This window comes from Agarivorans gilvus (assembly GCF_001420915.1).
GTDB classification, from domain to species: domain Bacteria; phylum Pseudomonadota; class Gammaproteobacteria; order Enterobacterales; family Celerinatantimonadaceae; genus Agarivorans; species Agarivorans gilvus.
Genome location: NZ_CP013021.1, coordinates 236,096 through 258,756 on the forward strand (window position 1 = coordinate 236,096; position 22,661 = coordinate 258,756).

A 22,661-nucleotide genomic window follows, 5' to 3' on the forward strand; every position below is an offset into this window, starting at 1 on the left:
TTGCTTCTGTGGGTTAGGGTGTTTATGCGGTGGTTTTGGCGTGCTGTTGTTTTATTGTTGTTGAGTCTTGCTAGCACGGTAAAGGCGGACGGGCTAAGCGAGCGCGGTACTATAGTTAGCTACATCGGCCCATCTGGTAGTTATAACTCTTCTTTATTACTCACGCCTGCCAGCACGATGAAGGTGCTAACTGCCACTGCGGCCATTAAAAGCCTAGGTGCTGATTTTCGTTTCCAAACCGTACTCAGTGTTAAGCGTGGCTCAAAGGGTTTGCATTTGCGGCTGCAGATGAATGGCGATCCAAGCTTTAGCTCAGAAGACTTAAGCGCATTGCTTGCTGCATTAAGACACGATATGAAACAAACTACGGTTCGCTCTATAGAAGTGATTGATAGTGCCTTTACTGGTCACAGCCGTAGCCGTGGACAAGTATGGAATGATATTGGGGTGTGTTTCGCAGCGCCAGTGACGGCCCTGAGCATCGATGGCAATTGTGTATATGGCAATCTTAAACCCGGCCGAGTAGGGCAACTGAGTAGCTTGCATGTGAGTGATAGCCAGTTGCTGGCGATCGATAATCAAATCGTCACCGTGGCAGCAGACACCGCCGATTGTCAGCAAAACTTGCTGGTGGGGGAGCATAATCGTTATCGCTTAACTGGCTGTATGCCTGCTAACGCCAGCATGATGCCGCTGCGCTTTTCGATCAATGATGAACGCGCTTATTTTGCCTTAAAGCTAAAACGTAGTTTACGTGCTCAAGGTTTTAAACTTAATGCTGAACCGCAGTTTACATCAGGCCTTGAAGCTTATTCTCAGTCTTATATTCACCGCTCTGCTGCCTTAATCGAGCTGTTAACTACCATGTTGGTGGAGTCGGATAACCTGTATGCCGACAGTATTTTCAAAACCCTCGCTATTGCGGCGCAGCGCCCTGCCAACTATGAGGTAGCCAGCGAAGTGTTAATTGGGCAGCTTGAGCAACTCGGCATTGATGTAACACGCTTGCAAATTCGCGATGGTTCAGGGCTTTCTCGAGAAAACCTAGTCAGTGCCAAGGCGCTATATCAGGTGCTACAACTATGGCAGCAAGATCCGCAACTACAGCCCTTAATCAGCCGTTTAGCCATTGCAGGTCAAAGCGGAACGCTACGTTATCGTCATAGCCTCACCAAGACTCCTTTAAAAGGACATATTCACGCAAAAAGTGGTTATGTTAACGGAGTGGTCAATTTAGTGGGTTATATCGAAAAAGATGGCCAGTATAGCCCCTTCGTATTGTTAACTAATGGCGTAGTATTAACGGCTGAAGAACAGCTAGCGCTGCGCAAACGGCAAATCATTCATCCGGTGTTGAGCTTTGAACGAGATTGGCTCGAGCAACAGTGGCAGCTAATAAAATAGTAAAAAATTCATAAATTCAGAATGCTTATTCAGTGCATTTGCTCGGTTAATGACTGGTTTGTTTATTGTATATAGCGACGTAAAGCAAAAAAATAGTATAAAAATTGGTTTTGGCTGTGATTCCCCTTCTTTTTGTGCTTGAATTAGCGCCCTAAAAAAATGGACGTTAATAACAAACACAACATCAAGAGAAAATCATGAGTAACAACACCTCGGTGAACAGTCGCTGGTCGAGCAACTTCGCCTATATACTAGCTGCTACTGGTGCCGCTGTCGGACTGGGTAACATTTGGAAATTCCCCTACATTATGGGTGAGAATGGCGGCGGTGCTTTCGTTCTTGTCTACCTACTTTGTATTTTGTTTATCGGTATTCCGGTCATGATGGCCGAAGTGTACATTGGTAAACAAGGTCGCTCGACTCCAGCCAATGCGGTAGCTAAAGTGGCTCAGCAAAATGGTCGCTCGAAAAACTGGGCCTTTATTGGTGCCATGGGCGTTCTAGCTGGATTTTTAGTGTTGAGCTTCTACATCGTGATTGCCGGTTGGGCAGTGGCGTATGTATTTAAATCTGTTGCTGGTGATGTTACTGCAGCTGGCGGTGACGCGCAGCAAATTGGAGAATTGTTCTCAGCCTTAACTTCAGATCCTAAGCAACTGTTGGCATGGTCGACATTAGTGATTGTGGGTACTGTGGTAGTATTGGCAAATGGGGTAACTAAAGGGCTAGAGCGGGTTGTTCGCTGGTTAATGCCTGCGCTGTTTGTATTGTTAGTGGTGATCATGCTTTATGCTGCGGTAACCGGTGACTTTGCCGCCGCTGTCAGCTTCATGTTCAGCCCAGACTTTTCTAAACTCACCATTAATGGTGTATTAATGGCCTTAGGTCATGCCTTCTTCACCTTGAGTTTATCTTCTGGGATCATGATGATTTACGGTGCCTACTTACCTGAAGGTACCTCTATCGCTCGTACTTCTATTTACATCGCCATTGCCGATACCGTGGTGGCCTTAATGGCAGGCTTGGCCATTTACCCAATCGTGTTTGCAAATGGTATTGAACCTAGTGCCGGTCCAGGCCTGTTGTTTGTTTCACTACCGATTGCCTTTGGCACTATGCCTTTAGGCGGCATTGTTTCTACGATGTTCTTTACCATGGTGGTGGTAGCAGCTTTCACTTCGGCCTTAGCCTTATTAGAGTCTAGCGCTGCTTATTTGGTTGAGCGTCGCGGCTTGCGTCGTAATGTTGCTGCGATAGTCGCCGGTAGCGGAGTATGGTTACTCAGCCTTGGCACCATTGGCTCCTTTGCCGGATGGGACTTTGCTCAAATTAACGCTGGCGCGATGGGGCATAATTTCTTTGAGATTTTGGATTACCTTACAGCCAATATCTTACTGCCCTTAGGTGGTTTATTTATTACCATCTTTGTGGGCTGGGTGATTCAAGCAGATAGCTTGAAACATCATATGGGGCTAGATAGTAAAACCTTCCAAATGTTTTCTAAGAGCGTGAAATTTATTTCTCCTATCGCTATCGCGGTGGTGTTTTTAAACGCCATCGGTTGGTTGTCGATATAATTTTTCAGCGTTTAATAAAAAGTCGGCTTAAGCCGACTTTTTTGTTTGTTGAGCACGGCGAAAGCGTTAGCTGAGCTAAACATTATCTTTTACAATGAACCCATTACATTCGGTATTTTATCTTTTTCTGATTAAGGACGTTTCATGGCCGATTCTTCAGCTCAACCCATCGCCAAATATCGCTCAGACTACCAAGCCCCCAGTTACACCATAGAAAATGTTGCACTAGACTTTGATTTAGAGCCCACCGCCACTACCGTGCGCGCTGTTTCTACCGTGCAACGCTTAGACCCGCAGGTGGGCGATTTAGTGCTTGATGGCGAAAAACTTGAGTTGCTCAGTTTGAAGGTGAATCAGCAAGAGCACCAACATTATCAGTTGAGCGAAGGCCAGCTGAGCATTAGTGATTTACCAGAACGTTTTGAATTAGAAATTGTTACGCAGATTAATCCGCAAGCCAACAAGGCCTTTGAAGGTTTATATCAATCGGGAGCTGCTTTTTGTACTCAGTGTGAAGCCGAAGGTTTCCGTCGTATTACTTATTTCCTCGATCGCCCCGACGTATTAGCAACCTACAGCACCAAGATAACCGCCGATAAAGCCGCCTATCCTTATTTGCTGTCTAACGGTAACAAAGTAGCCCAAGGGGAGCTAGACAACGGTAAACATTGGGTGAGTTGGCAAGACCCTTTCCCAAAACCAAGTTATCTTTTTGCTTTGGTCGCGGGCGATTTTGACCTATTACAAGACAGCTTTACCAGCCGCTCTGGACGCGAAATTGCGTTAGAGCTGTTTGTTGATAAAGGCAACTTGGAGCGTAGTGAACACGCCATGGCCTCATTAAAGGCCGCCATGAAGTGGGACGAGCAGCGCTTTAATCTAGAATATGACTTAGATATTTACATGATTGTGGCGGTAGATTTCTTCAACATGGGCGCCATGGAAAATAAAGGCCTTAACATCTTTAACTCTAAATACGTATTAGCCAATAAGCAAAGTGCCACCGACAGTGATTTCTTAGGCATTGAAGCGGTGATTGGCCATGAGTATTTCCACAACTGGACCGGCAACCGAATTACCTGTAGAGACTGGTTCCAACTGTCGTTAAAAGAAGGCCTAACGGTTTTCCGCGATCAGGAATTTAGCTCAGATCTAGGCTCGCGGGCGGTCAATCGCATTAAAAACGTGCGTTTATTGCGTAGTCACCAGTTTGCTGAAGACGCAGGGCCGATGGCGCATCCCATTCGCCCCGATAAAGTGATTGAAATGAATAACTTCTATACCTTAACGGTATATGAAAAAGGCGCCGAAGTGATCCGCATGCTGCACACCTTATTGGGTGAACAAGCCTTCCAAGCGGGCATGCAAACCTACGTAGAGCGTCACGATGGTCAGGCCGCGACTTGCGATGATTTCGTTAACGCCATGCAAGACGCTAGCGGTAAAGACTTAAGCCTGTTCAAGCGCTGGTACAGTCAGTCGGGCACACCCGTAGTGTCGGTACAAACTCAATTTGATGCAGCCAAGCAACAGTTTAGCCTGACACTGTCACAAAGCACGCCTGCGACAGCGGATCAACCAGAGAAACTACCACTGCACATTCCTGTGTCCATCGAATTGTTGGCCAGTAATGGCGCTAGCATTCCGCTGCAAGCCGGTGGCAAGCCTGTTTCCGAGGTATTGGAACTGACTCAAGCGCAGCAAAGCTGGGTATTTGATGCGGTGGCAGAAGAACCTTGTGTGGTGCTGCTGCAAGAGTTTTCTGCTCCAGTAAAACTTGATTATAGCTACAGCAGCGAACAGCTGTTATTGATGATTAATCATGCCAGTAATACCTTCGCCCGTTGGGATAGCATGCAGAAGCTGATCGCCGGATGGATGCAGCAAGCGGTGGCGAAAGTTCAGCAACAGCAAGCCTTAGAACTAGAGCCTGCTATCATCGCCACCTTTGAGCAATTACTGCAAGACCAAGCGATTGACCGAGGCTTATTGGCAGAGTTACTTACCATTAGCAGCGAAAACGAAATTGCCGATAACTTCCAAGAAGTGGATATTGACGCCATCGCTAAAGCACGTGATTTCTTTATTGAAGCTTTAGCCTTAGCCTTAGCAGAACCGTTTGCTCAGTTAGAACAACGCTGCGCCGAGGCGGATCAACAAAGCTTGGCACATAGCGATATTGCATGGCGCTCACTCCGTGCTGCGTGTTTACAGTTTGTTGGCTTTAGTCAACCACAGCGAGTGGCGGCGGCTTATTTTGAGAGCAGCTTAATGACCGATAAGCTGGCAGCAATGGCGGCGGCCAATACCGCGGCTATTGAGCAACGTAACAGCATGTTTAAAGATTACGAACAGCAGTGGCAACATGATGGCTTGGTGATGGACAAATGGTTTGCCCTTGAAGCCAGCTTTAGTGGCGGTGATGCGCTAGCGCGAGTGAAAGCCTTAACTGAACACCCTAGCTTTAGTATGGAAAACCCTAACCGGATCCGTTCATTAATTGGTAGCTTTGCTAACAATAACGCGCGTCACTTCCACGCTAAGGATGGGGCGGGTTACTGTTATCTTGCAGAAATCTTGACGTTATTAAACAAGCAAAACCCACAGGTGGCTTCGCGCTTAATTACGCCACTGATTCAAACGGTGAAGTTAGATAAGCAACGTAAAGCGATGATTATTGAACAACTTGAAGGTCTCGCCGCGTTGGATGAGCTTAGTAAAGATTTATACGAGAAAGTCAGCAATGGCTTGCAGCAGTTAAAGGGCTAATATCGTTTTAATTTAATGAAGCAATATTATTTTAATTTGCACATTTCTTATCAGGAATTTGAGCGGGTATACCGAGGAACGGCCCGCTCAGTTCTTGCTGTAGATAACCAAGGGCGGCGGATCCAAATACCGGCACTGCGTTTTTTGCCTTTTTTGACATCGGTCGGTATAAGCGGTCGTTTTGTGTTGTCCACTGATAACAATAATAAATTCCTTTCACTTCAAAAAATCTAGTTAACCATGTTGTAAATTTGTAACGCAGTGGTTTAATTGTTGGTAACAGTTCGCGCTTTATTTTTCGATAAATTAATAAAGCCAACTACACTAACAATAAGCAATAAGCCATTGTTGTTTAACAACAATACTCATTCTCTACTAGGATAAGGAATGCGTTATGACAAGAGCGCAGCAACACACCTCCGTTTTATTGCAAAAGGTCTATCAAATTGTTCATCAAAAACTCGACCCTAAGGTCGCTCCCTTAGCTGAAGAGTTTATTGCGCGACTTTTTTCCGGCATGGGCAGTGATGATTTAGCCAATCGCAGTGATAGTGACCTTTATGGTGTGGGCTTGGGTTTGTGGAATACCCTAAATCAAACCGCCACTTGTGATCGTCACATCAAAGTATATAACCCCGAGCTCAGCCGTCATGGCTGGCAGTCCACCCACACCATTATCGAAATTGTAGTGCCCGATTCCCCGTTTTTGGTGGACTCCATTCGCATGGCTTTAGGGCGTAGTGGCATTAATACCCACTTGTTAATGCATCAACCGATGCGCATTGAGCGTGGCGATAATAATCAAGTACTGGCGCTGCACAATGTAAAACATGAAGAAATCGGTAATCAAACCGTGTTCATGATTGAAATTGACCGACAAAGTGATGAGCGTGCTTTACAACACTTAAGTAAAGAGCTGAACACCGTTTTAGATGACGTGAGCGTGGTGGTGAACGATTGGCCAGCGATGCTGACTAAACTCAAACAGGTTACCGCCGATCTGGCGGCCAGCAAGGGAGCGAAGGATGATCAGTTGCTGGCGCAGAGTACCGCATTTCTCTCATGGATGGCCGATAATAACTTCACCCTGATGGGTTATCGCCATTACAGCCTTAAGAAAGTGAAAGGGGATTTGCAACTATTGCCCGACGACAAGGGCTGTTTGGGCTTATACCGAGAGTATCAAAGTGACAAGGTAGTTTCGTTATCTAGTTATACCCATGCGGGGCGCGAATTGGCCACCAACAGTGTGCCTTTGGTGCTAAATAAAAGTAACCATAAATCACGAGTACATAGACCCGCCTATATTGACCATGTCGGCGTTAAGATTTTCGACGATAAAGGTAATGTAGTAGGTGAGCATCGGTTTATCGGCTTGTATGCGTCTTCTATCTATAATCGCAGCGCCTTAGAAATTCCGCTCATCAATCAAAAACTCGCTCGTATCATGGTTAATTCCGGTTTACCGGAAGGCTCTCATGCGTATAAATCGCTACTCAATATTATGGAAACCTATCCTCGTGATGAGTTGATTCAAGCTACCGAAGAGGAATTGCTGGAAATAGGCCTAGGGGTTGAACAAATACAGGAGCGCGATTTAGTTAAGCTGTTTGTGCGTAAAGACATCTACGGGCGTTTTTATTCTTGTTTGATCTATACCAACAAGGAGCGCTACAACACCGCTCTGAGAATTGAAAGCCAGCGCATATTAAAACAGCACTTTAAATCAGATGAAGAAGTGGAATTTTCAACTTACTTCACCGAAGGGGCGATGGCGCGTACTCAGTACATGGTAAGGGTTAAGGATTACAATCAGGAGTTTGACTTGAGCAACCTAGAAACTAACCTCATTGAGGCCGCTCGAACTTGGGAAGACCGCCTAGTTGATTCATTAGTTTCTAACTTTGGAGAAGAGCGGGCGATTGAGCTGAGCAATCTCTATCAAACGGCTTTTCCTCGCTCTTACAAAGAGAACGTATTACCGGGCTCTGCAGTGGCTGACATTATTCAATTTGAAGAGCTCAGTGATGAACACCAGTTAGGTATGTTGTTTTATCGGCCTCAGGAAGAAGCGGCACAGAGTAACTCGGTGCGTTTAAAATTGTTTCACTTAAACGAACCCTTATACTTATCAGATATTTTGCCCATGCTCGAGAATATGGGCTTACGAGTCATTGGGGAAACACCGTATCGTTTATTGACCTCCGAAGGAAAAGTCTATTGGCTACTGGATTTCTCAATGTTATTTGTGGGCTCTGGTAGTTTGGACATGGAAAAAAATCGGGACAATTTCCAGCAGGCCTTGGCTAACATCTGGGCTGGTAAACTAGAAGATGACGGTTTCAATAGATTGGTATTAGCCGCACAAGCCTCGGGCAGAGATGTGGCTTTACTGCGGGCCTACGCTAAATACATGCGGCAAATAGGCAGCAGCTTTAGCCAAAGCTATATTGAAGAAACCTTCGCCAACTATCCAGAGATAGCCGTATTACTACTTGAGCTATTTAGACGGCGCTTTAATCCCAGCTTAAAACCTGCACCCAAAACCGAGCAGAAAATTGAAGAAAAACTCATCTCTCTATTGGATGGGGTAGAGAATCTCGATGATGATCGGATTATTCGTCGTTATCTTGAGATGATTAAAGCCACACTGCGCACCAATTTCTATCAGCTTAATCAAGCTAAGCAGGTGAAAGATTACATCTCGTTTAAGATGAATCCGAGTCAACTCTCAGACATGCCCCAGCCGGTGCCAATGTTTGAAATATTTGTTTACTCGCCTCGCGTCGAAGGGGTGCATCTACGTGGTGGCAAAGTGGCCCGCGGAGGATTACGCTGGTCGGATCGTCGCGAAGACTTTAGAACCGAAGTGCTCGGTCTGGTTAAGGCTCAGCAAGTTAAAAATACCGTTATTGTGCCTGTAGGGGCCAAAGGCGGCTTTGTTTGTAAACAGTTGCCTAGCCCTAGTGAACGTGAGGCTTGGTTGGAAGAAGGCAAGGCTTGTTATCGGATCTTTATTCGTGGTTTGTTGGATATCACCGACAATAACGTTAAAGGTGAAATCGTGCCTCCGGCTCAGGTGGTGCGCCGCGATGACGACGACCCTTATTTAGTGGTGGCCGCCGACAAAGGCACTGCGACCTTCTCAGACATTGCTAACCAGTTAAGCCAAGAATATCAATTTTGGATGGGCGACGCCTTTGCCTCTGGCGGCAGCAATGGTTACGACCATAAAGGTATGGGTATTACCGCTCGAGGGGCTTGGGAGTCGGTAAAACGCCACTTCAGAGAAATAGGCATCGATTGCCAAAGCACCGACTTTAGCTGTGTCGCGGTGGGTGATATGGCTGGCGATGTATTTGGTAATGGCATGCTGTTATCTGAGCATACCTGCTTGGTGGCCGCCTTTAACCACATGCACATTATTATCGACCCTACACCAAACGCTGCTGCGTCTTACCAAGAGCGTAAGCGTTTATTTGAATTACCTCGCTCATCTTGGGCCGATTACGACAAAAGTTTAATCAGCGAAGGCGGCGGCGTATTCTTGCGCAGCGCTAAGTCGATTAGCTTAACGCCGCAAATACAAAAATTGCTTGATACCAAAGAAACTCAGGTCACACCCAATGCCTTAATTAAGCTCATTTTGTGTGCTCCGGTAGATTTGTTCTGGAATGGTGGCATTGGTACTTATATTAAAGCCAGTTCAGAGTCTGATGCGGATGTGGGCGACCGAGCCAACGACGCCTTAAGAATTAACGGCAAACAGTTACGCGCAAAAATTGTCGGCGAGGGTGGCAACTTAGGTATTACCCAGCTGGGACGTATTGAAATTGCCAGCCATGGTGGGCGCATCAATACCGATTTCACCGATAACGTGGGTGGCGTGGACTGTTCTGATAACGAAGTAAATATCAAAATTTTGTTGAATGGTCTGGTGGCAAATGGCGATTTAACCGAGAAACAGCGCAATAAGTTGTTGGTTGATATGACTGAGAACGTAGCGGAAATCGTACTCGATAACGCCTATCGTCAAGGTCAGTCAATCAGCCTCACCGAGCATCTGGGGGCGACTACTGCTAAAGAGGTGATTCGCTTCATGCACGCTTTAGAGCGTGATGGCTTACTTGACCGCAGTTTAGAGTTCTTGCCTAGCGATGAAGAGTTAATTGAACGCCAGTCCAATGGCCAAGGTTTAACTCGGCCAGAGCTAGCGGTGCTGGTAGCCTATGGAAAAATGGTGTTAAAAGAGTGGTTTAACGTAGAAGACGTCACCGAAGATCCCTACTTAAGCCAAACCTTGATTAAGTCTTTCCCAGTATTACTGCAACAACGTTATAGCGAGCAAATGCAGCAGCACCCGCTGCGCCAAGAGATTGTTGCCACCCGTTTGGCGAATCGAGTGGTTGACCACGCAGGTTTTAACTTTGTGACTCGTTTATTGGAAGAAACTGGCTCCAGCGCGGCTGAAATATGTACTTGTTATGTGACCGCCTGCGAGGTGTTTGGCATATGGGAACTGTTTGAGAAAATAGAGGCCTTAGACAATCAAATTAGCGCACAATTGCAGCTTAAAATGATGAATAGCCTGCGCAGAATGGTGCGCAGAGCTACGCGACGTTTCCTCACCTTGCGAGACCGCTCGCTCTCTATCACCGAGCAGATTGAGCGTTACCGTCCAAGTTATCTCACTCTGCAAGATACGCTAATGGAAGTGCTAGCAGCAGAAGAGGTGGCCTTGGTTAACAAAGAGTCTCAGGATCTACAGGCTAAGCAGGTTCCCGCCGATATTGCTTGTGCTATGGCCAAGATGAACTCCTTGTATTCGGTATTAGATTTAACCGAAATTGCCGAGCAGGCAGAGCAAGATATTGTTGAAGTTGCAAAGCTTTACTTTAACTTAGGAGCCAAAATTGGCTTGCACTGGTTCCTCGAGCAAATTAACCAGCAGGGCGTCGACAATCACTGGCAAGCCTTAGCGCGCTCTTCATTTAGAGAGGATCTGGATTGGCAGCAACGTTTGTTAACCATTAGCGCCTTAAAATGGGCCGCAAAACTGGAAAGCGAACAACCGCTTGACGATTGGTTGTTGGCTCACGACAGTGTTCTTGACCGTTGGAATCACATGTTAGCCGACTTTAAGACTGGTAATAGCCATGAGTTTGCAAAATTTTCCGTATTATTGAGGGAATTGAACTTATTAAATTTAAACTGCGCCATAAACTAGTATAAAATACGGCCCCCGAAGCCCTGCATCTTCGGGGTCTTATACTAGGAGTTCAAATGTATTACCCACTCGCACGAAAATTGATCTTTCAGCTTAACCCAGAGCGCGCTCATGATCTTACTATCGAGATGTTTAAACGCACTGGTGGCACCTTATTAGACCGAGTTTATCGCCAAACGATTCCAGAAAACCCAGTTGAGTTAATGGGCTTACGTTTTCCTAATCCGGTGGGCTTAGCCGCGGGCTTAGACAAAAACGGCGAGTGTATTCAAGCGTTTGACGCAATGGGCTTTGGTTTTATTGAAGTGGGTACTGTCACTCCTCGCGCTCAATCGGGTAACGATAAGCCACGTATTTTCCGAGTGCTAGATGCCGAAGGCATTATTAACCGTATGGGTTTTAATAACCTTGGGATCGATAATTTAATAAACAATGTTGAGAAAAGCCAATATAAAGGGATCCTTGGGATCAATATTGGTAAAAACTTCGATACGCCTGTTGAAAAAGGAAAAGATGATTATTTAATAGGCATGAATAAAGCTTTTCCTCACGCTTCTTATATCGCTGTCAATATTTCTAGCCCAAATACTCCTGGTTTACGTACATTACAATATGGCGAAGCCTTAGAGGATCTATTAAAGGATCTAACTGAGCGTAAAGATCAACTTTCTCAGCAATATAATAAACATGTTCCTTTATTGATCAAAATAGCACCAGATTTATCAGAAGCAGAAATTGAACAAATTGCTGACTCACTACTTAAATATAAATTAGATGGTGTAATCGCTACTAATACCACGCTTGAGCGTTCGATGATTGAAGGCATGAACCACGCCAGCGAGGCGGGCGGCCTAAGCGGACGACCTCTGCAATTAAAGTCCACTGAAGTTATTCGTAAATTGGATCATTATTTAAAATCTGAGATCCCAATTATTGGCGTAGGTGGAATTGATTCAGGAATGGCCGCTAAAGAAAAAATGGAAGCGGGTGCTAAATTAGTACAAATATACAGCGGCTTTATTTATAAAGGCCCAGAATTAATTAAGCAAATATGTAAGGCTGTATAAAAAATAGCAATTTAATTTGTCTTTGTTGAGTTCACGTAGTACATTTGTTTATTAAGTGAACTCGACATGGATAGCGCGTCTTTTTAGAAATGTTAATTCAACCTAATAAACATTGGCACTGGATATTTGATAACAATAAAGGAGTGATGACTCTGGAGTTGGGCAAAGATATGCTGTTTGTGTCTAAGTTATGTAAGAAACGTTGTGTTCAACATGCTCAAGAAGACAGTCCTTTTACTGCCGAACATACCCAGCTTTATTATCAGTTTCTTGAACATCTAGAAGCTTTTTCTTGGTCAGATCCCATTAAAGTTCAAATTTGCCTCAATGCCGTGGCCTCTGCGCAGTTCTTAAAACCTTTAATGCCGCAAAGTTGGTTCTTTAAAAGCATTGCTCAGGCCCAGCAGTCTCAGTTAGAACTGGGTGAATTGGCGGTGTTGCAGAGTGAGCATAGCCAAGCGCGTTGCGTGGTGGTGGAGCGCAGTGAGCAAACCTATACCTTAATGACCATCGAAGACGGTTTAGTATTGGACGAGCGTAAAGCGCTGGCTCAGTTCGAGGCCATCAAAGTGATGCAAGACCGAGTCATCCCCTAAAGCAACTGTTACAGAATCAGTATCGCTTAGCTCAGACCGGCTAATTCTTCGCTAATAAATCTTTTAGTTGCGCGCGCATTTTTTGGCTAATGAGGCTTTGTGCCTCTTGGTTTGGATGGATCCCATCTTGCTGCATCAATTCTGGCTGCTGCGCGATATCTTCAATAAAAAACGGTAGGTAATGCACTTGTTGCTGCTCGGCAATTTGCGGATAGAGTTGTTCAAAGGTTTGTATATAACGTTTGCCATAATTAGGTGGAATGCGGATCTGCATTAAGGCGACTTGTATTTGTTGTTGTTTGGCGATGTTGATGATGGCCTCTAGATTGGCTGCGATGTTGGCTGGAGGGTGACCTTGTAGAGCGTCGTTACCGCCCAATTCAATCAGTAGCCAGTCTACTTGATGCTGTTCTAGCAAAGCGGGTAACCGTTTTAAACCACCCGCGGTGGTTTCGCCACTAATACTGGCATTGATGAGATCGATGTCCTGAGATGTCTCGTTATAATATTGTTGGGTAAGTGAAACCCAGCCTTGGTTTAACTCCATGCCATAAGCGGCACTTAGGCTGTCTCCTAGAATGAGTACGCTTTGCTCATTTGAAGAAGCCTTTGAATTTAATGTAAATAAGAGTAAAACCGCTAGAGTTAACAGCGATAAAACTTTACTGTTATATTTTACTAACATTCTTTGAGCACCTACTTTTTATGGTCACAGCTAATTTAAGTCGAAGCACTAAGATAATCATAAACGCCAGTGCACTCAATCACCATATTGTCACCCCTGGTGGAAAACTCAAGCTGTTGAAGGACATCGACTTGCAAGTAGAGCAGGGCGAATCCTTGGCCATTGTTGGCGCATCTGGGTCTGGTAAAACCACCTTATTAAGCATTCTGGCAGGTTTAGACAGCGCCAGCGAAGGCGATGTGACTTTGTGTCAGCAAAACCTGAGTCAACTCGACGAAGAACAGCGCGCCGAGCTACGTCGCGATAATGTGGGTTTTATTTTCCAGCAGTTTTTATTAGTTCCCGCTCTTACGGCGCTGGAAAATGTCATGTTGCCCGCCGAGCTTAAGGGTGATCGTCAGGCCAAACACTTGGCCGAACAATGGTTAGCTAAGGTGGGTTTAGCCGAGCGTCATCATCATTATCCCAATCAATTATCTGGCGGCGAGCAACAACGGGTGGCGATTGCGCGAGCCTTTATTAGCCAACCTAAGGTGTTATTTGCCGATGAACCTTCGGCCAATCTCGATAGCGACAACGGCCAGATCATTGAAGATTTATTATTTGAATTAAACCAGCAGTCGGGAACCACCTTGGTATTGGTGACTCACGAGCAAAAATTGGCTCAGCGCTGCGCTCGGCAAATACGTTTGCAGGCCGGCATGATTGTCGATAGCTAAGGAGCCAACAATGAATAGCTTGATTTGGCGCCTATTTAAAGCCGAGTTGCGTCGCGGCGAGTTAACCATTATTGCCGCAGCCATTGTATTGGCGGTCAGCTCGGTATGGTTGTTTACCAGTATCACCGACCGCATGGAACAGGCTATCTTCAATAAAAGTGGTGATTTCATCGCTGCCGATAGGGTGGTGAGGAGTGCCCATCCGGTAGAACTGCCCATGGCCGAGCAGGCTCAAGAGCTTGGGCTAGGCTATGCCGAACAGCTGTTATTCCCCTCTATGGTGTATGCCAAGGATAAGCTAGTACTAGCCAGCGTAAAATCGGTATCTTCGGCTTATCCTCTAAAAGGCAGCTTACGCATTAGCCAGCAAAAAGCTGCTGGTGAAGCTCAGCTGCGTAGCGGAATCCAGCAAGGTGAGGCGTGGTTGGCTGAACGCCTATTTTACCAATTGGATATCGATATTGGAGATAAGCTCGAAATCGGTGAAGCCGAGTTTGTGGTGAGTGGGCGAATTGTTAATGAACCTGACGCGCCTTTCAGTGTATTTATGACCGCGCCGCGGGTGATTATTAGCATTGATGATGTGGTCAAAACTCAAGTAGTGCAGCCTGGCAGTCGCTTGGCCTATCGCTATATGTTTGCGGGTGCAGATGAGCAGCTTGAGCGCTTGGAAGACTGGCTCAAGCCACTGCTTAAAGAAAACCAACGCTTAATCACGGTACGCAGCGGTAATTCCCCTTTGGCTAACTCGCTGCAGCGTGCCCAACAGTTTTTGTTACTGGCAGGTTTGATTGGGGTGTTATTAGCCAGTGCTGCGATTGCTGTTGCCAGCCGTTTATACTGCCAGCGACACTACGATACCGTGGCCATGTTCAAGGTATTGGGAGCCTCTAAGCAGCAAATTAGACGCATTTATTTAGGCCACTTACTCACGGTAATGCTTATATCGATAGTGATAGGCATTGTACTGGCCATGCTATTGCAGTGGCCAGTGGCGCATTACATCGAAAAGCTACTCAATATCGCTTTGCCTAGTGCAGGTAGCCTGCCCTATGCGATGGCGGTGGGGAGCGGCATTATCTGTGGAGTGGCCTTTACTCTGCCCACCTTGGCGCAACTGTTTGATATTGCCCCTTTGCGGGTGATTCGCCGCAATAGCGACGATGCCGTGGTGAAGCCATTTTGGGTTGGCCTATGGATGCTCTTGAGTGTATTTGGCCTGTTATTGCTGTATAGCCGCTCCTTAAAGCTAAGCTTAATTTTATTAGGCGTTGGGGTGTTAGCGGTACTGGCGTTGCTGGTGATTAGTCAGTTACTGCTATGGTTGGCGAAAAAGTATGCGACGCGTCTGAGTGATTTGAGTTTAAAAATCGCAGTGTCTTCGCTGTATAAACGGGCAAAACAAAATCGCGTGCAGTTAATTGGTTTTACTGTGGCGATTAAACTGGCCCTAGTGGTGTGGGTGATTCAACAAGACTTGATTAGCGAATGGCAGCAACAACTGCCTGAAGGAGCGCCTAATCACTTCATGTACAACATTTCTGAACAGCAAAAGCCGCAGTTAACGGAGCGTTTTACCCAACAGGGCATAGAGCTAAGTCCAATGTACCCGATGTTACGTGGTCGTTTAGTGGCAATTAATGGCGAAGCCGTGAGTCAGCAGCGAGAAGGTGAGTATTCAGAAAAAGACTCATCGCGGCGGCGCGGAGCTGGGCGTGAATTGAACCTGAGTAGTACCCTAAACTTGCCCTATAGAAATGAAATTGTTGCCGGTGAGTGGCTAAGTCCAAGCAGTGTGGCGCAAGCCTCGGTTGAGCAGGACTTTGCCGAACGGCTAGATATTAAACTTAACGACAGTTTGCGCTTCATGGTGGGCTCTCAGCAATTTGAAGTTAAGGTGAGCAGTTTTCGCAGCATCGACTGGAATACCATGCAGCCCAACTTCTTTGTATTGCTCAGCCCTGACATTATTCAGTCTTTCCCTAGTGGCTATTTAACCTCGTTCTATTTGCCCGATGGTAGCGGTGAGTGGATGGCCGATATTATGAGCCGCTTTCCGACCTTAGTGCTGATTAATGTGAAAGCCCTTATTGAGCAACTTTCGCAAGTGGTTGATCAAGTCGCCTTAGCCTTGCGTTTGGTTTTAGTGGTGGTGTTATTAGCCAGCTCGTTAGTATTGTACGCTCAGGTACAAAGCTCGTTGGCCGAGCGGCGTAAACAAACGGTAATTTTGCGCACCTTAGGGCCAGTGGCAAGTTGCTGCGTAACGCGGTGATTTATGAGTTTGTTATTCTCGGCCTATTAGCAGGCTTGATTGCCGCAGCTGCGGCACAAACCGTATTGGTATTATTGCAACTGTTGGTATTTGAAATAAAGGCCACCATTAGTTGGGATCTATGGTTATTAGGGCCACTGGCCGGCATGGTCTTAGTTGCATTAATGGGCGCCGGTGCAACCTTGCGTTTGCTAAAACAAAACTCGGCTCAGCTGGTTCGAAGTCTTAGCTAGTAAAGGAAAAAGCACGAGATTAAACCTGTTTTATTCTGGCAATGATTGAAAGGCAGTAAAAATAAAGCCGCTACTCATTTTAGTTGGGATTTATGGCTATTAGGGCCACTGGCCGGCATGGTCTTAGTTGCATTAATGGGCGCCGGTGCAACCTTGCGTTTGCTAAAACAAAACTCGGCTCAGCTGGTTCGAAGTCTCACTTAGTAAAAACTTTGAACGGCCATAGCCCCTATTGGCTTACATGAGCGTGGGGGCAAGCTTGGGCTTGGTGAAATATTACTTGGCTCAACTAGCAAGCAGCCACACTGAGAAAAAGGCTATAAATAACTGATCAAAGGCGTTTTATTCTGGCAGTGATTGAATATATACTTATAAAAAAATGTAATAAGAGCACCCACTAACACCGCGTTGGTGTTCTACTTGTGTCGAGCCAGAGAACCTAAGTAAATGAAATTACAACAGTTGCGCTATATCGTAGAAGTCGTTAACAATAATTTAAATGTATCGGCTACTGCGGAAAGCCTGTACACCTCTCAACCGGGCATTAGTAAACAAATTCGTTTGTTGGAAGATGAGTTAGGGGTGCAAATTTTTAAGCGCAGCGGCAAGCATCTGAGCCAAGTGACGCCAGCGGGTCAAGAAATCATTCGCATCAGCAATGAGATTATGGCCAAGGTCGAAAGCATTAAGGCGGTGGCTAACCAGCATACTCACCCTGATCAGGGCTCACTCAATATTTCAACCACGCACACTCAGGCTCGTTATGCTCTGCCTGAGGTGATTCAGGGCTTTATTCATCGCTATCCCAATGTTTCTTTAAACATGCATCAAGGTACGCCCAATCAAATTAACGAGGCGGTAGCCAAGGGCAGCGCCGACTTTGCGATTGCTACCGAAGCGCTACATATTTTCTCTGATTTGGTCATGCTGCCTTGCTATCACTGGAACCGCAGTATTTTGGTTCCTAAAGATCATGAGCTCGCCAAGAAACACTTAAATGGCGAAGTGGTCACCATTAATGATTTAGCCAAGCATTCGATAGTTACTTATATCTTTGGCTTCACCGGCCGTTCTGATTTAGACGAGGCTTTCGGCCGCGCTGGTAAGGTGCCTAAAATTGTCTTTACTGCCACCGACGCCGATGTAATTAAAACCTATGTCAGAATGGGCATAGGGGTAGGCGTATTAGCTAGCATGGCAATCGATAAACAGCAGGACGAAGACTTAGTCGCCATCGATGCCAGCCATTTATTCCGAGCTAGTACCACCAAGATTTGTTTTAGAAAGGGCACGTTCTTACGCACCTACATGTACGACTTTATCGAACGTTTTGCTCCTCATTTGACGCGTGACATCGTTGATAAAGCGGTGCAAGCCAAATCCTTAGATGAAGTCGATGAACTGTTTAAAAACATCGAACTACCGGTGTTATAAACCGGCTGCAAAAGCTTAAACCGCAGCTAAGCTAAGTTTGCTTGGCTGAGCGGCTTCAGCTAGGTGTATCAGTAAAATTAAGCCAATAAGGAGCGCAGGCATGCAACTACACATCACCAATGGCGATGTAGTGGGTCAAAGCTTAGCCGCTTCATCATTGATTGAGGGTGAGATCCTCTGCTGGCGGGATGTCTTGCACGACGGACCTATTGTTGCTCCCGAAGGCGAAGCCTACCTTAAAGCGCGTGCTGCTTTTATATATCAAAGTTTACAAGCCAGTCGCAGCTTTGCCGCTAATTCAATAAGCGAGCAGCAGCTCTTCGCCGACTTTAAACAGCGCCAACACACTATGGCTCGGCTAGATCAATACAGTGAAATCGTATTATGGTTTGAGCACGATCTCTACGATCAACTGCAGCTAGCCGAGTGCCTATATAGCTTGGCGAAACGGCCGGAATTATCAGCCCGCTTTACGCTTATTTGCATTGGCGAGCATGCCGAAGTCGCTAATTTTCGAGGTTTGGGTGAGTTGTCGATAAGCCAGCTAGAAGCCCTATACCCGCAGCGCCAAGCTATCAGCGCTGCGCAATTAACGCTGGGTTCTGAGCTGTGGTTAGCCCTAGCTGCGGCTAGCCCCGAACCAATCAATCAACTGTTGCAGCAAGATATGGCCGTTCTGCCCTTTATGCGCCCTGCGCTACGCCGCTTTGCTGAGGACTATCCTTGGTTAAATAGTGGACTCACTTTGACCCAACAGCTGATTTTACGCAGCCTTGTTGAAGCTAAACTTAAGCTTCAAGCTGAGCAAGTAAAGGCTTCAGCTTCATCGACTAAGCTGAGTTTTGCGGAATTGTTTGCGACTTTTCAGCGGCTAGAAGCGGCGCCTTTTCTAGGCGATCTTTGGCTGGCGAAAGAGCTAATCAACTTGGCGTCCTTAGCGACTCCCTTACTGCACATACATCACCGTTCGAGCGGCCAATGGGATGGGGATAGTTATTTTGAAATTAGCTCGGCCGGGCAAGCCATTCTAGCCGGCGAGGCTAGATTGTCGCTAGACAGCATGCCGAGCTTTTGGCGGGGTGGCGTTGAACTGTCGGCGAGTAATTATTGGTGCTGGGATCCGCAGCAACAGCGTTTGTGTAGGGTTAGTTAGCCATCTAAGGCGATGGCTAACTAATTGCGATTAACATTCGATGATGTTTACGGCTAAACCGCCACGCGCGGTTTCTTTGTATTTGGTTTTCATATCGCGGCCAGTTTGCCACATGGTTTTAATGGCTTTATCCAAAGACACTTTGTGCTCGCCACTGCCGCGCAGCGCGAGACGGGCGGCGTTAATCGCCTTTAAAGCGCCCATGGCATTACGTTCAATACAGGGCACCTGCACTAAGCCGCCAATGGGGTCACAGGTTAAACCTAGGTTGTGTTCGATGCCAATCTCCGCGGCGTTTTCAATCTGCTCGGGCTTAGCGCCGAAAATCGCTGCTAAACCTGCCGCTGCCATAGAGCAGGCCACTCCCACTTCTCCTTGACAGCCCACTTCGGCGCCTGAGATAGAAGCATTGGTTTTATACAGAGAACCAATCGCTGTCGCTGTGAGGAAAAACTGATTAATGGCATCTTGGTCTAAGGGCTGCACAAAATTGTGATAATAGTGCAATACGGCAGGAATAATCCCCGCTGCGCCGTTGGTGGGGGCGGTTACTACACGGCCACCTGCAGCATTTTCTTCACTCACTGCTAAGGCATAAAGATTGACCCAGTCCATTACATTTAGCGGATCGGCGCTAAGGTTACGCTGTGCCGACAATTGTCGTTTTAGTACTGGGGCGCGACGGGCCAGCTTAAGTCCGCCGGGTAAAATGCCTTCTTCGTTCATTCCACGTTGTACGCAATTTTGCATGGTATCCCATAGCTGTTGGGTATATTGGCTAAGGCTACGTAAAGAGCAATGTACTTGTTCGTTGGCCGCCACCACTGCGGCAATACTCTTACCGCTTTGCTTGCACTGTTGTAATAGGCTATCGGCGCTGTCAAAGGGATAGGGGTAGGCAAATTGTCCTTCGTTGGCTTGTTCACCGTCTTCAATAATGTAGCCTCCACCAATCGAGTAGTAGGTGCGAGAAATGCATTTACCGTTGTCTAAATAGGCATGAAAACTCAAGGCATTACTGTGAACTGGTAATTGCTTGCGGCGATGAAAAACAATTGCGCCACGATTGGCGAAATTAATGGTTTTTTTGGCTAATAAAGCTAGTTCTTGGCTTTGTTCAACACCTTGTAAGATCGACTCGACTTTATCCACATCAACGCTTTCGGGGGCTTCGCCGATTAAGCCTAAAATCACTGCCTTACCAGTACCGTGACCTTTGCCAGTAGCACCTAAGGAGCCAAATAATTCCACTTTTAGGTGATCGACACGATTGAGTTCTTTGTCATGCTCTAAGCTTTCGGCGAATAGCTTAGCGGCTTTCATCGGGCCAACGGTATGAGAGCTAGAAGGCCCAATACCAATAGAAAATAGGTCGAAGATACTTACCATTTATGTTCCTAGCCTAGCTGGCTATTTGTTATTAAGATATTAATTCTGAGATTATAGCTGCTTTTAGTTGTTAGCAACATTGAAATGCGAAATCACGCAATATTTTAGCGGTCGCTCCCCAAACTACGTTGTTATCTACTTCTATGAAGTAGGCTTTCTGCTGCTGGCCATGACGCCGAAAGTGATAAGTTTGATAGTTGTTTAAGTCTAAAAATGCCTCTAGAGGCAGTTGCATTACTCGCGCGACTTCATGCTGGTTTAACTTAAAGTGTAGTGGTGTATTGCAGGTAGCGAGAAAGGGATGAATCACAAAATTGGTCACCGTTTGATGCTGCGGAAGCTGGCCGACTAGCTTAAACGCCTGCGGTGCAATGCCAATTTCTTCATAGGTTTCTCGCAGCGCGGTGGCGGCTAGGTTAGGATCTTGTGGGTCGAGCTTGCCGCCGGGGAAACTAATTTGCGAAGGATGATGGCGCAGCTTGTCGCTCCGTTGGGTAAGTACCAGCTTGTCACTGTGGCCGGGTAAGCTGACTATCGGCAATAACACCGCCGCAGGGATATGATTAGTCGCGCTGGGACGAGCCTTAGGGCGTTGCAACAAAAAGCGCTGTAAATAGTGCTGATGACGAGGCATTACGCGAAAAGGCTCCTTTATTATTGTTGGCTATGGTTCAAGTATGGGCAGAATTCGGCTCAATTTGTCAAATAACTCCTGATATTCGGCATCTACTTGCGAGTCGCTGACCACGCCGCCACCGGCCCAACAATAGATTTTTTGTTGTTCGCATACTAGCGTGCGAATGGCAATGTTACTATCCATATCGCCATTCGCCGAGATATAGCCGATAGCACCACAGTAGGCCGCCCGGCGGTTCTCTTCTAACTCTTCAATAATTTGCATGGCGCGGATCTTCGGCGCTCCAGTAATTGAACCACCGGGAAAACAAGCGGCAAGCAGTTGCTCGGCGCCGTAACTCTCTGCCAGGGTAGCTTTAATGGTACTGACTAAATGATGCACAGCCGGGAAAGATTCAACCGCAAACAATTTAGGCACATGCACCGAGCCAGGCGTGGCGACGCGGCCAATATCGTTACGCAGTAAGTCTACAATCATCAGGTTTTCTGCTTGGTCTTTCTCGGCCTGAGTTAGGTCTTTGGCTAGCTGTTGATCAAGGCTTGGATCTTGGCTACGCGGGCGAGTGCCTTTTATTGGTTTGGTTTCAATTTCGCCTTGTTTTAAACGAATAAAGCGCTCGGGAGACAAGCTTAAGATACAAGAGCTGGGTAAACGCATGAAGGCCGAGAAAGGCGCTTGGTTAGCGGCGATTAGCTTTTGGTAAGCAGCAAACTCACTGCCGCTGTAACTGGCCTCGAAGCGTTGAGTCAGGTTGATTTGGTAGCAATCTCCACTGAGTAAGTACTCTTGTACTCGGGCAAACTTATCTTGATAGGCGGCCTTGCTGGTATTGCTGTGCCAAGTGCTGGTTAGGGTAAAGGGGTGAGCGCTTTGGCTACTAAGTTGATGTAACCACTGCTCTCGCTGGGCTAATTGCATTAAGCCTTGTTGCTCGGTTTCGCACCATTGGATCAGCGAAGCGCTTTGCTGCTGGTGATCGTAAATTAAGGCCCAGTCATAAAAGCCTACCGCCATGTCGGGGCACAGTAAATCGGTTGGTAGCTGCTGGGGAATGCTTTCAAGGCTGCGGCCTAAGTCATAGGACCACAGGCCTAAAGCTCCTCCAATAAAAGGGAAGGGGTAGTCTTGGCCGAGTTGTTTAGGAAACAGTTGTTGGCGCAAATCAGCCAATAACTCAAAAGGGGCTTGCTGACTTTGGTAGCGCTGCTGGCCCAGTTCAATATCGCCAAGACCGTCTTTATAGCTGAGAGTGGCGATGGGCTCTGCTACCAGAATATCGAAGTGATTATTTTCGTGAGACTCGGCGGCAGATTGTAACAAACAGCTCCAAGGCTGTTCTGCCAGGTGCGCACATAGTTCGACGGGTTTCAGAGAAATAGTTTTGCTAACAATCATATAGGTGGTATTGCTGGTTAATTCAACAAGTGCTTTGTTGATGTAGAAAAAATGTAAAAACTGCGTTCAAGGTTATAGCAGCCTTAATGGCGCAAGAGTAT

17 protein-coding genes are annotated in these 22,661 nt (G+C 46.5%); 13 read left to right on the top strand and 4 right to left on the bottom strand.

The genetic code is table 11. The features are described from left to right. The first annotated feature begins 24 nt into the window (after nucleotides 1-24). The 7 genes from dacB (at nucleotide 25) to AR383_RS01170 (ending at nucleotide 12,640) form a co-directional block, all read left to right on the top strand. Nucleotides 25-1,404: a D-alanyl-D-alanine carboxypeptidase/D-alanyl-D-alanine endopeptidase gene (gene dacB / locus AR383_RS01145; RefSeq protein WP_188407259.1), complete on the top strand. Its 1,380-nt coding sequence runs from the start codon at nucleotides 25-27 to the stop codon at nucleotides 1,402-1,404. Nucleotides 1,405-1,601: 197 nt separating this feature from the next. After that, a complete protein-coding gene (locus AR383_RS01150) occupies nucleotides 1,602-2,981 on the top strand; it encodes a sodium-dependent transporter (RefSeq protein ID WP_055731469.1) in 1,380 nt (459 codons plus the stop codon). Nucleotides 2,982-3,125: 144 nt separating this feature from the next. Beyond that, nucleotides 3,126-5,750: an aminopeptidase N gene (pepN, locus tag AR383_RS01155; protein WP_055731470.1), complete on the top strand. Its 2,625-nt coding sequence runs from the start codon at nucleotides 3,126-3,128 to the stop codon at nucleotides 5,748-5,750. Nucleotides 5,751-5,765: 15 nt separating this feature from the next. Further along, nucleotides 5,766-5,984 carry a DUF2835 domain-containing protein gene (locus AR383_RS21135; protein ID WP_083481452.1) on the top strand — a complete coding sequence of 73 codons (219 nt, stop codon included), beginning with the start codon at nucleotides 5,766-5,768 and terminating at the stop codon, nucleotides 5,982-5,984. A 160-nt stretch (nucleotides 5,985-6,144) separates the two neighbouring features. Further along, complete coding sequence (locus tag AR383_RS01160) at nucleotides 6,145-10,977, top strand: NAD-glutamate dehydrogenase (RefSeq protein ID WP_055731471.1); 4,833 nt, start codon at nucleotides 6,145-6,147, stop codon at nucleotides 10,975-10,977. A 56-nt stretch (nucleotides 10,978-11,033) separates the two neighbouring features. Continuing rightward, entirely contained in the window at nucleotides 11,034-12,044 is a 1,011-nt protein-coding gene (gene pyrD / locus AR383_RS01165; protein ID WP_055731472.1) for a quinone-dependent dihydroorotate dehydrogenase, read from the top strand. An 89-nt stretch (nucleotides 12,045-12,133) separates the two neighbouring features. Beyond that, nucleotides 12,134-12,640, top strand: coding sequence for a cell division protein ZapC domain-containing protein (locus AR383_RS01170; RefSeq protein ID WP_055731473.1), 507 nt, complete (start codon nucleotides 12,134-12,136; stop codon nucleotides 12,638-12,640). A gap of 40 nt (nucleotides 12,641-12,680) precedes the next feature. Here AR383_RS01170 and AR383_RS01175 read toward each other — a convergent pair whose 3' ends face one another. Then, nucleotides 12,681-13,325 carry an arylesterase gene (locus tag AR383_RS01175; RefSeq protein WP_055731474.1) on the bottom strand — a complete coding sequence of 215 codons (645 nt, stop codon included), beginning with the start codon at nucleotides 13,323-13,325 and terminating at the stop codon, nucleotides 12,681-12,683. A gap of 20 nt (nucleotides 13,326-13,345) precedes the next feature. On the opposite strand from AR383_RS01175, the gene AR383_RS01180 reads away from it, so the two are divergent. The 6 genes from AR383_RS01180 to AR383_RS01200 all read left to right on the top strand — a co-directional run bounded on the left by AR383_RS01180 (nucleotide 13,346) and on the right by AR383_RS01200 (nucleotide 19,139). Continuing rightward, nucleotides 13,346-14,044 (top strand): ABC transporter ATP-binding protein, encoded by a 699-nt coding sequence (locus AR383_RS01180; RefSeq protein WP_055731475.1) that lies wholly within the window; start codon nucleotides 13,346-13,348, stop codon nucleotides 14,042-14,044. Nucleotides 14,045-14,054: 10 nt separating this feature from the next. Continuing rightward, nucleotides 14,055-16,319 carry an ABC transporter permease gene (locus tag AR383_RS01185; RefSeq protein ID WP_055731476.1) on the top strand — a complete coding sequence of 755 codons (2,265 nt, stop codon included), beginning with the start codon at nucleotides 14,055-14,057 and terminating at the stop codon, nucleotides 16,317-16,319. Further along, the gene (locus AR383_RS01190) at nucleotides 16,301-16,552 is read left to right on the top strand and encodes a hypothetical protein (RefSeq protein ID WP_055731477.1); all 252 of its coding nucleotides are present in this window, start codon (nucleotides 16,301-16,303) and stop codon (nucleotides 16,550-16,552) included. The genes AR383_RS01185 and AR383_RS01190 overlap by 19 nt, the downstream gene beginning before the upstream one ends. 45 nt (nucleotides 16,553-16,597) lie before the next feature. After that, on the top strand, nucleotides 16,598-16,756 hold the full coding sequence (locus AR383_RS21455) for a hypothetical protein (protein ID WP_157051617.1): 159 nt from the start codon (nucleotides 16,598-16,600) through the stop codon (nucleotides 16,754-16,756). Between the two features lie 243 nt (nucleotides 16,757-16,999). Continuing rightward, a complete protein-coding gene (cysB, locus tag AR383_RS01195) occupies nucleotides 17,000-17,986 on the top strand; it encodes an HTH-type transcriptional regulator CysB (RefSeq protein WP_055731478.1) in 987 nt (328 codons plus the stop codon). A 100-nt stretch (nucleotides 17,987-18,086) separates the two neighbouring features. Beyond that, the gene (locus tag AR383_RS01200; protein WP_055731479.1) at nucleotides 18,087-19,139 is read left to right on the top strand and encodes a DUF1835 domain-containing protein; all 1,053 of its coding nucleotides are present in this window, start codon (nucleotides 18,087-18,089) and stop codon (nucleotides 19,137-19,139) included. A 30-nt stretch (nucleotides 19,140-19,169) separates the two neighbouring features. Here the strand turns inward: AR383_RS01200 and AR383_RS01205 are convergent, their stop codons facing one another. From AR383_RS01205 to pabB, 3 genes are all read right to left on the bottom strand, one after another. Further along, on the bottom strand, nucleotides 19,170-20,528 hold the full coding sequence (locus AR383_RS01205) for an L-serine ammonia-lyase (RefSeq protein ID WP_055731480.1): 1,359 nt from the start codon (nucleotides 20,526-20,528) through the stop codon (nucleotides 19,170-19,172). A 70-nt stretch (nucleotides 20,529-20,598) separates the two neighbouring features. Further along, nucleotides 20,599-21,162 carry a CoA pyrophosphatase gene (locus AR383_RS01210; protein ID WP_055731481.1) on the bottom strand — a complete coding sequence of 188 codons (564 nt, stop codon included), beginning with the start codon at nucleotides 21,160-21,162 and terminating at the stop codon, nucleotides 20,599-20,601. A gap of 30 nt (nucleotides 21,163-21,192) precedes the next feature. Continuing rightward, nucleotides 21,193-22,560 (bottom strand): aminodeoxychorismate synthase component I, encoded by a 1,368-nt coding sequence (gene pabB, locus AR383_RS01215; RefSeq protein WP_055731482.1) that lies wholly within the window; start codon nucleotides 22,558-22,560, stop codon nucleotides 21,193-21,195. Nucleotides 22,561-22,661 lie beyond the last annotated feature (101 nt).

Coding starts and splice junctions, on each gene's coding strand:
- AR383_RS21135 (WP_083481452.1), top strand. CDS start 5,766: ATGAAGCAATATTATTTTAATTTGCACATTTCTTATCAGGAATTTGAG.
- pabB (WP_055731482.1), bottom strand. CDS start 22,560: ATGATTGTTAGCAAAACTATTTCTCTGAAACCCGTCGAACTATGTGCG.
- AR383_RS01185 (WP_055731476.1), top strand. CDS start 14,055: ATGAATAGCTTGATTTGGCGCCTATTTAAAGCCGAGTTGCGTCGCGGC.
- AR383_RS01150 (WP_055731469.1), top strand. CDS start 1,602: ATGAGTAACAACACCTCGGTGAACAGTCGCTGGTCGAGCAACTTCGCC.
- pyrD (WP_055731472.1), top strand. CDS start 11,034: ATGTATTACCCACTCGCACGAAAATTGATCTTTCAGCTTAACCCAGAG.
- AR383_RS01180 (WP_055731475.1), top strand. CDS start 13,346: ATGGTCACAGCTAATTTAAGTCGAAGCACTAAGATAATCATAAACGCC.
- AR383_RS01200 (WP_055731479.1), top strand. CDS start 18,087: ATGCAACTACACATCACCAATGGCGATGTAGTGGGTCAAAGCTTAGCC.
- AR383_RS01170 (WP_055731473.1), top strand. CDS start 12,134: ATGTTAATTCAACCTAATAAACATTGGCACTGGATATTTGATAACAAT.
- dacB (WP_188407259.1), top strand. CDS start 25: ATGCGGTGGTTTTGGCGTGCTGTTGTTTTATTGTTGTTGAGTCTTGCT.
- cysB (WP_055731478.1), top strand. CDS start 17,000: ATGAAATTACAACAGTTGCGCTATATCGTAGAAGTCGTTAACAATAAT.
- AR383_RS01210 (WP_055731481.1), bottom strand. CDS start 21,162: ATGCCTCGTCATCAGCACTATTTACAGCGCTTTTTGTTGCAACGCCCT.
- AR383_RS01175 (WP_055731474.1), bottom strand. CDS start 13,325: ATGTTAGTAAAATATAACAGTAAAGTTTTATCGCTGTTAACTCTAGCG.
- pepN (WP_055731470.1), top strand. CDS start 3,126: ATGGCCGATTCTTCAGCTCAACCCATCGCCAAATATCGCTCAGACTAC.
- AR383_RS01160 (WP_055731471.1), top strand. CDS start 6,145: ATGACAAGAGCGCAGCAACACACCTCCGTTTTATTGCAAAAGGTCTAT.
- AR383_RS01205 (WP_055731480.1), bottom strand. CDS start 20,528: ATGGTAAGTATCTTCGACCTATTTTCTATTGGTATTGGGCCTTCTAGC.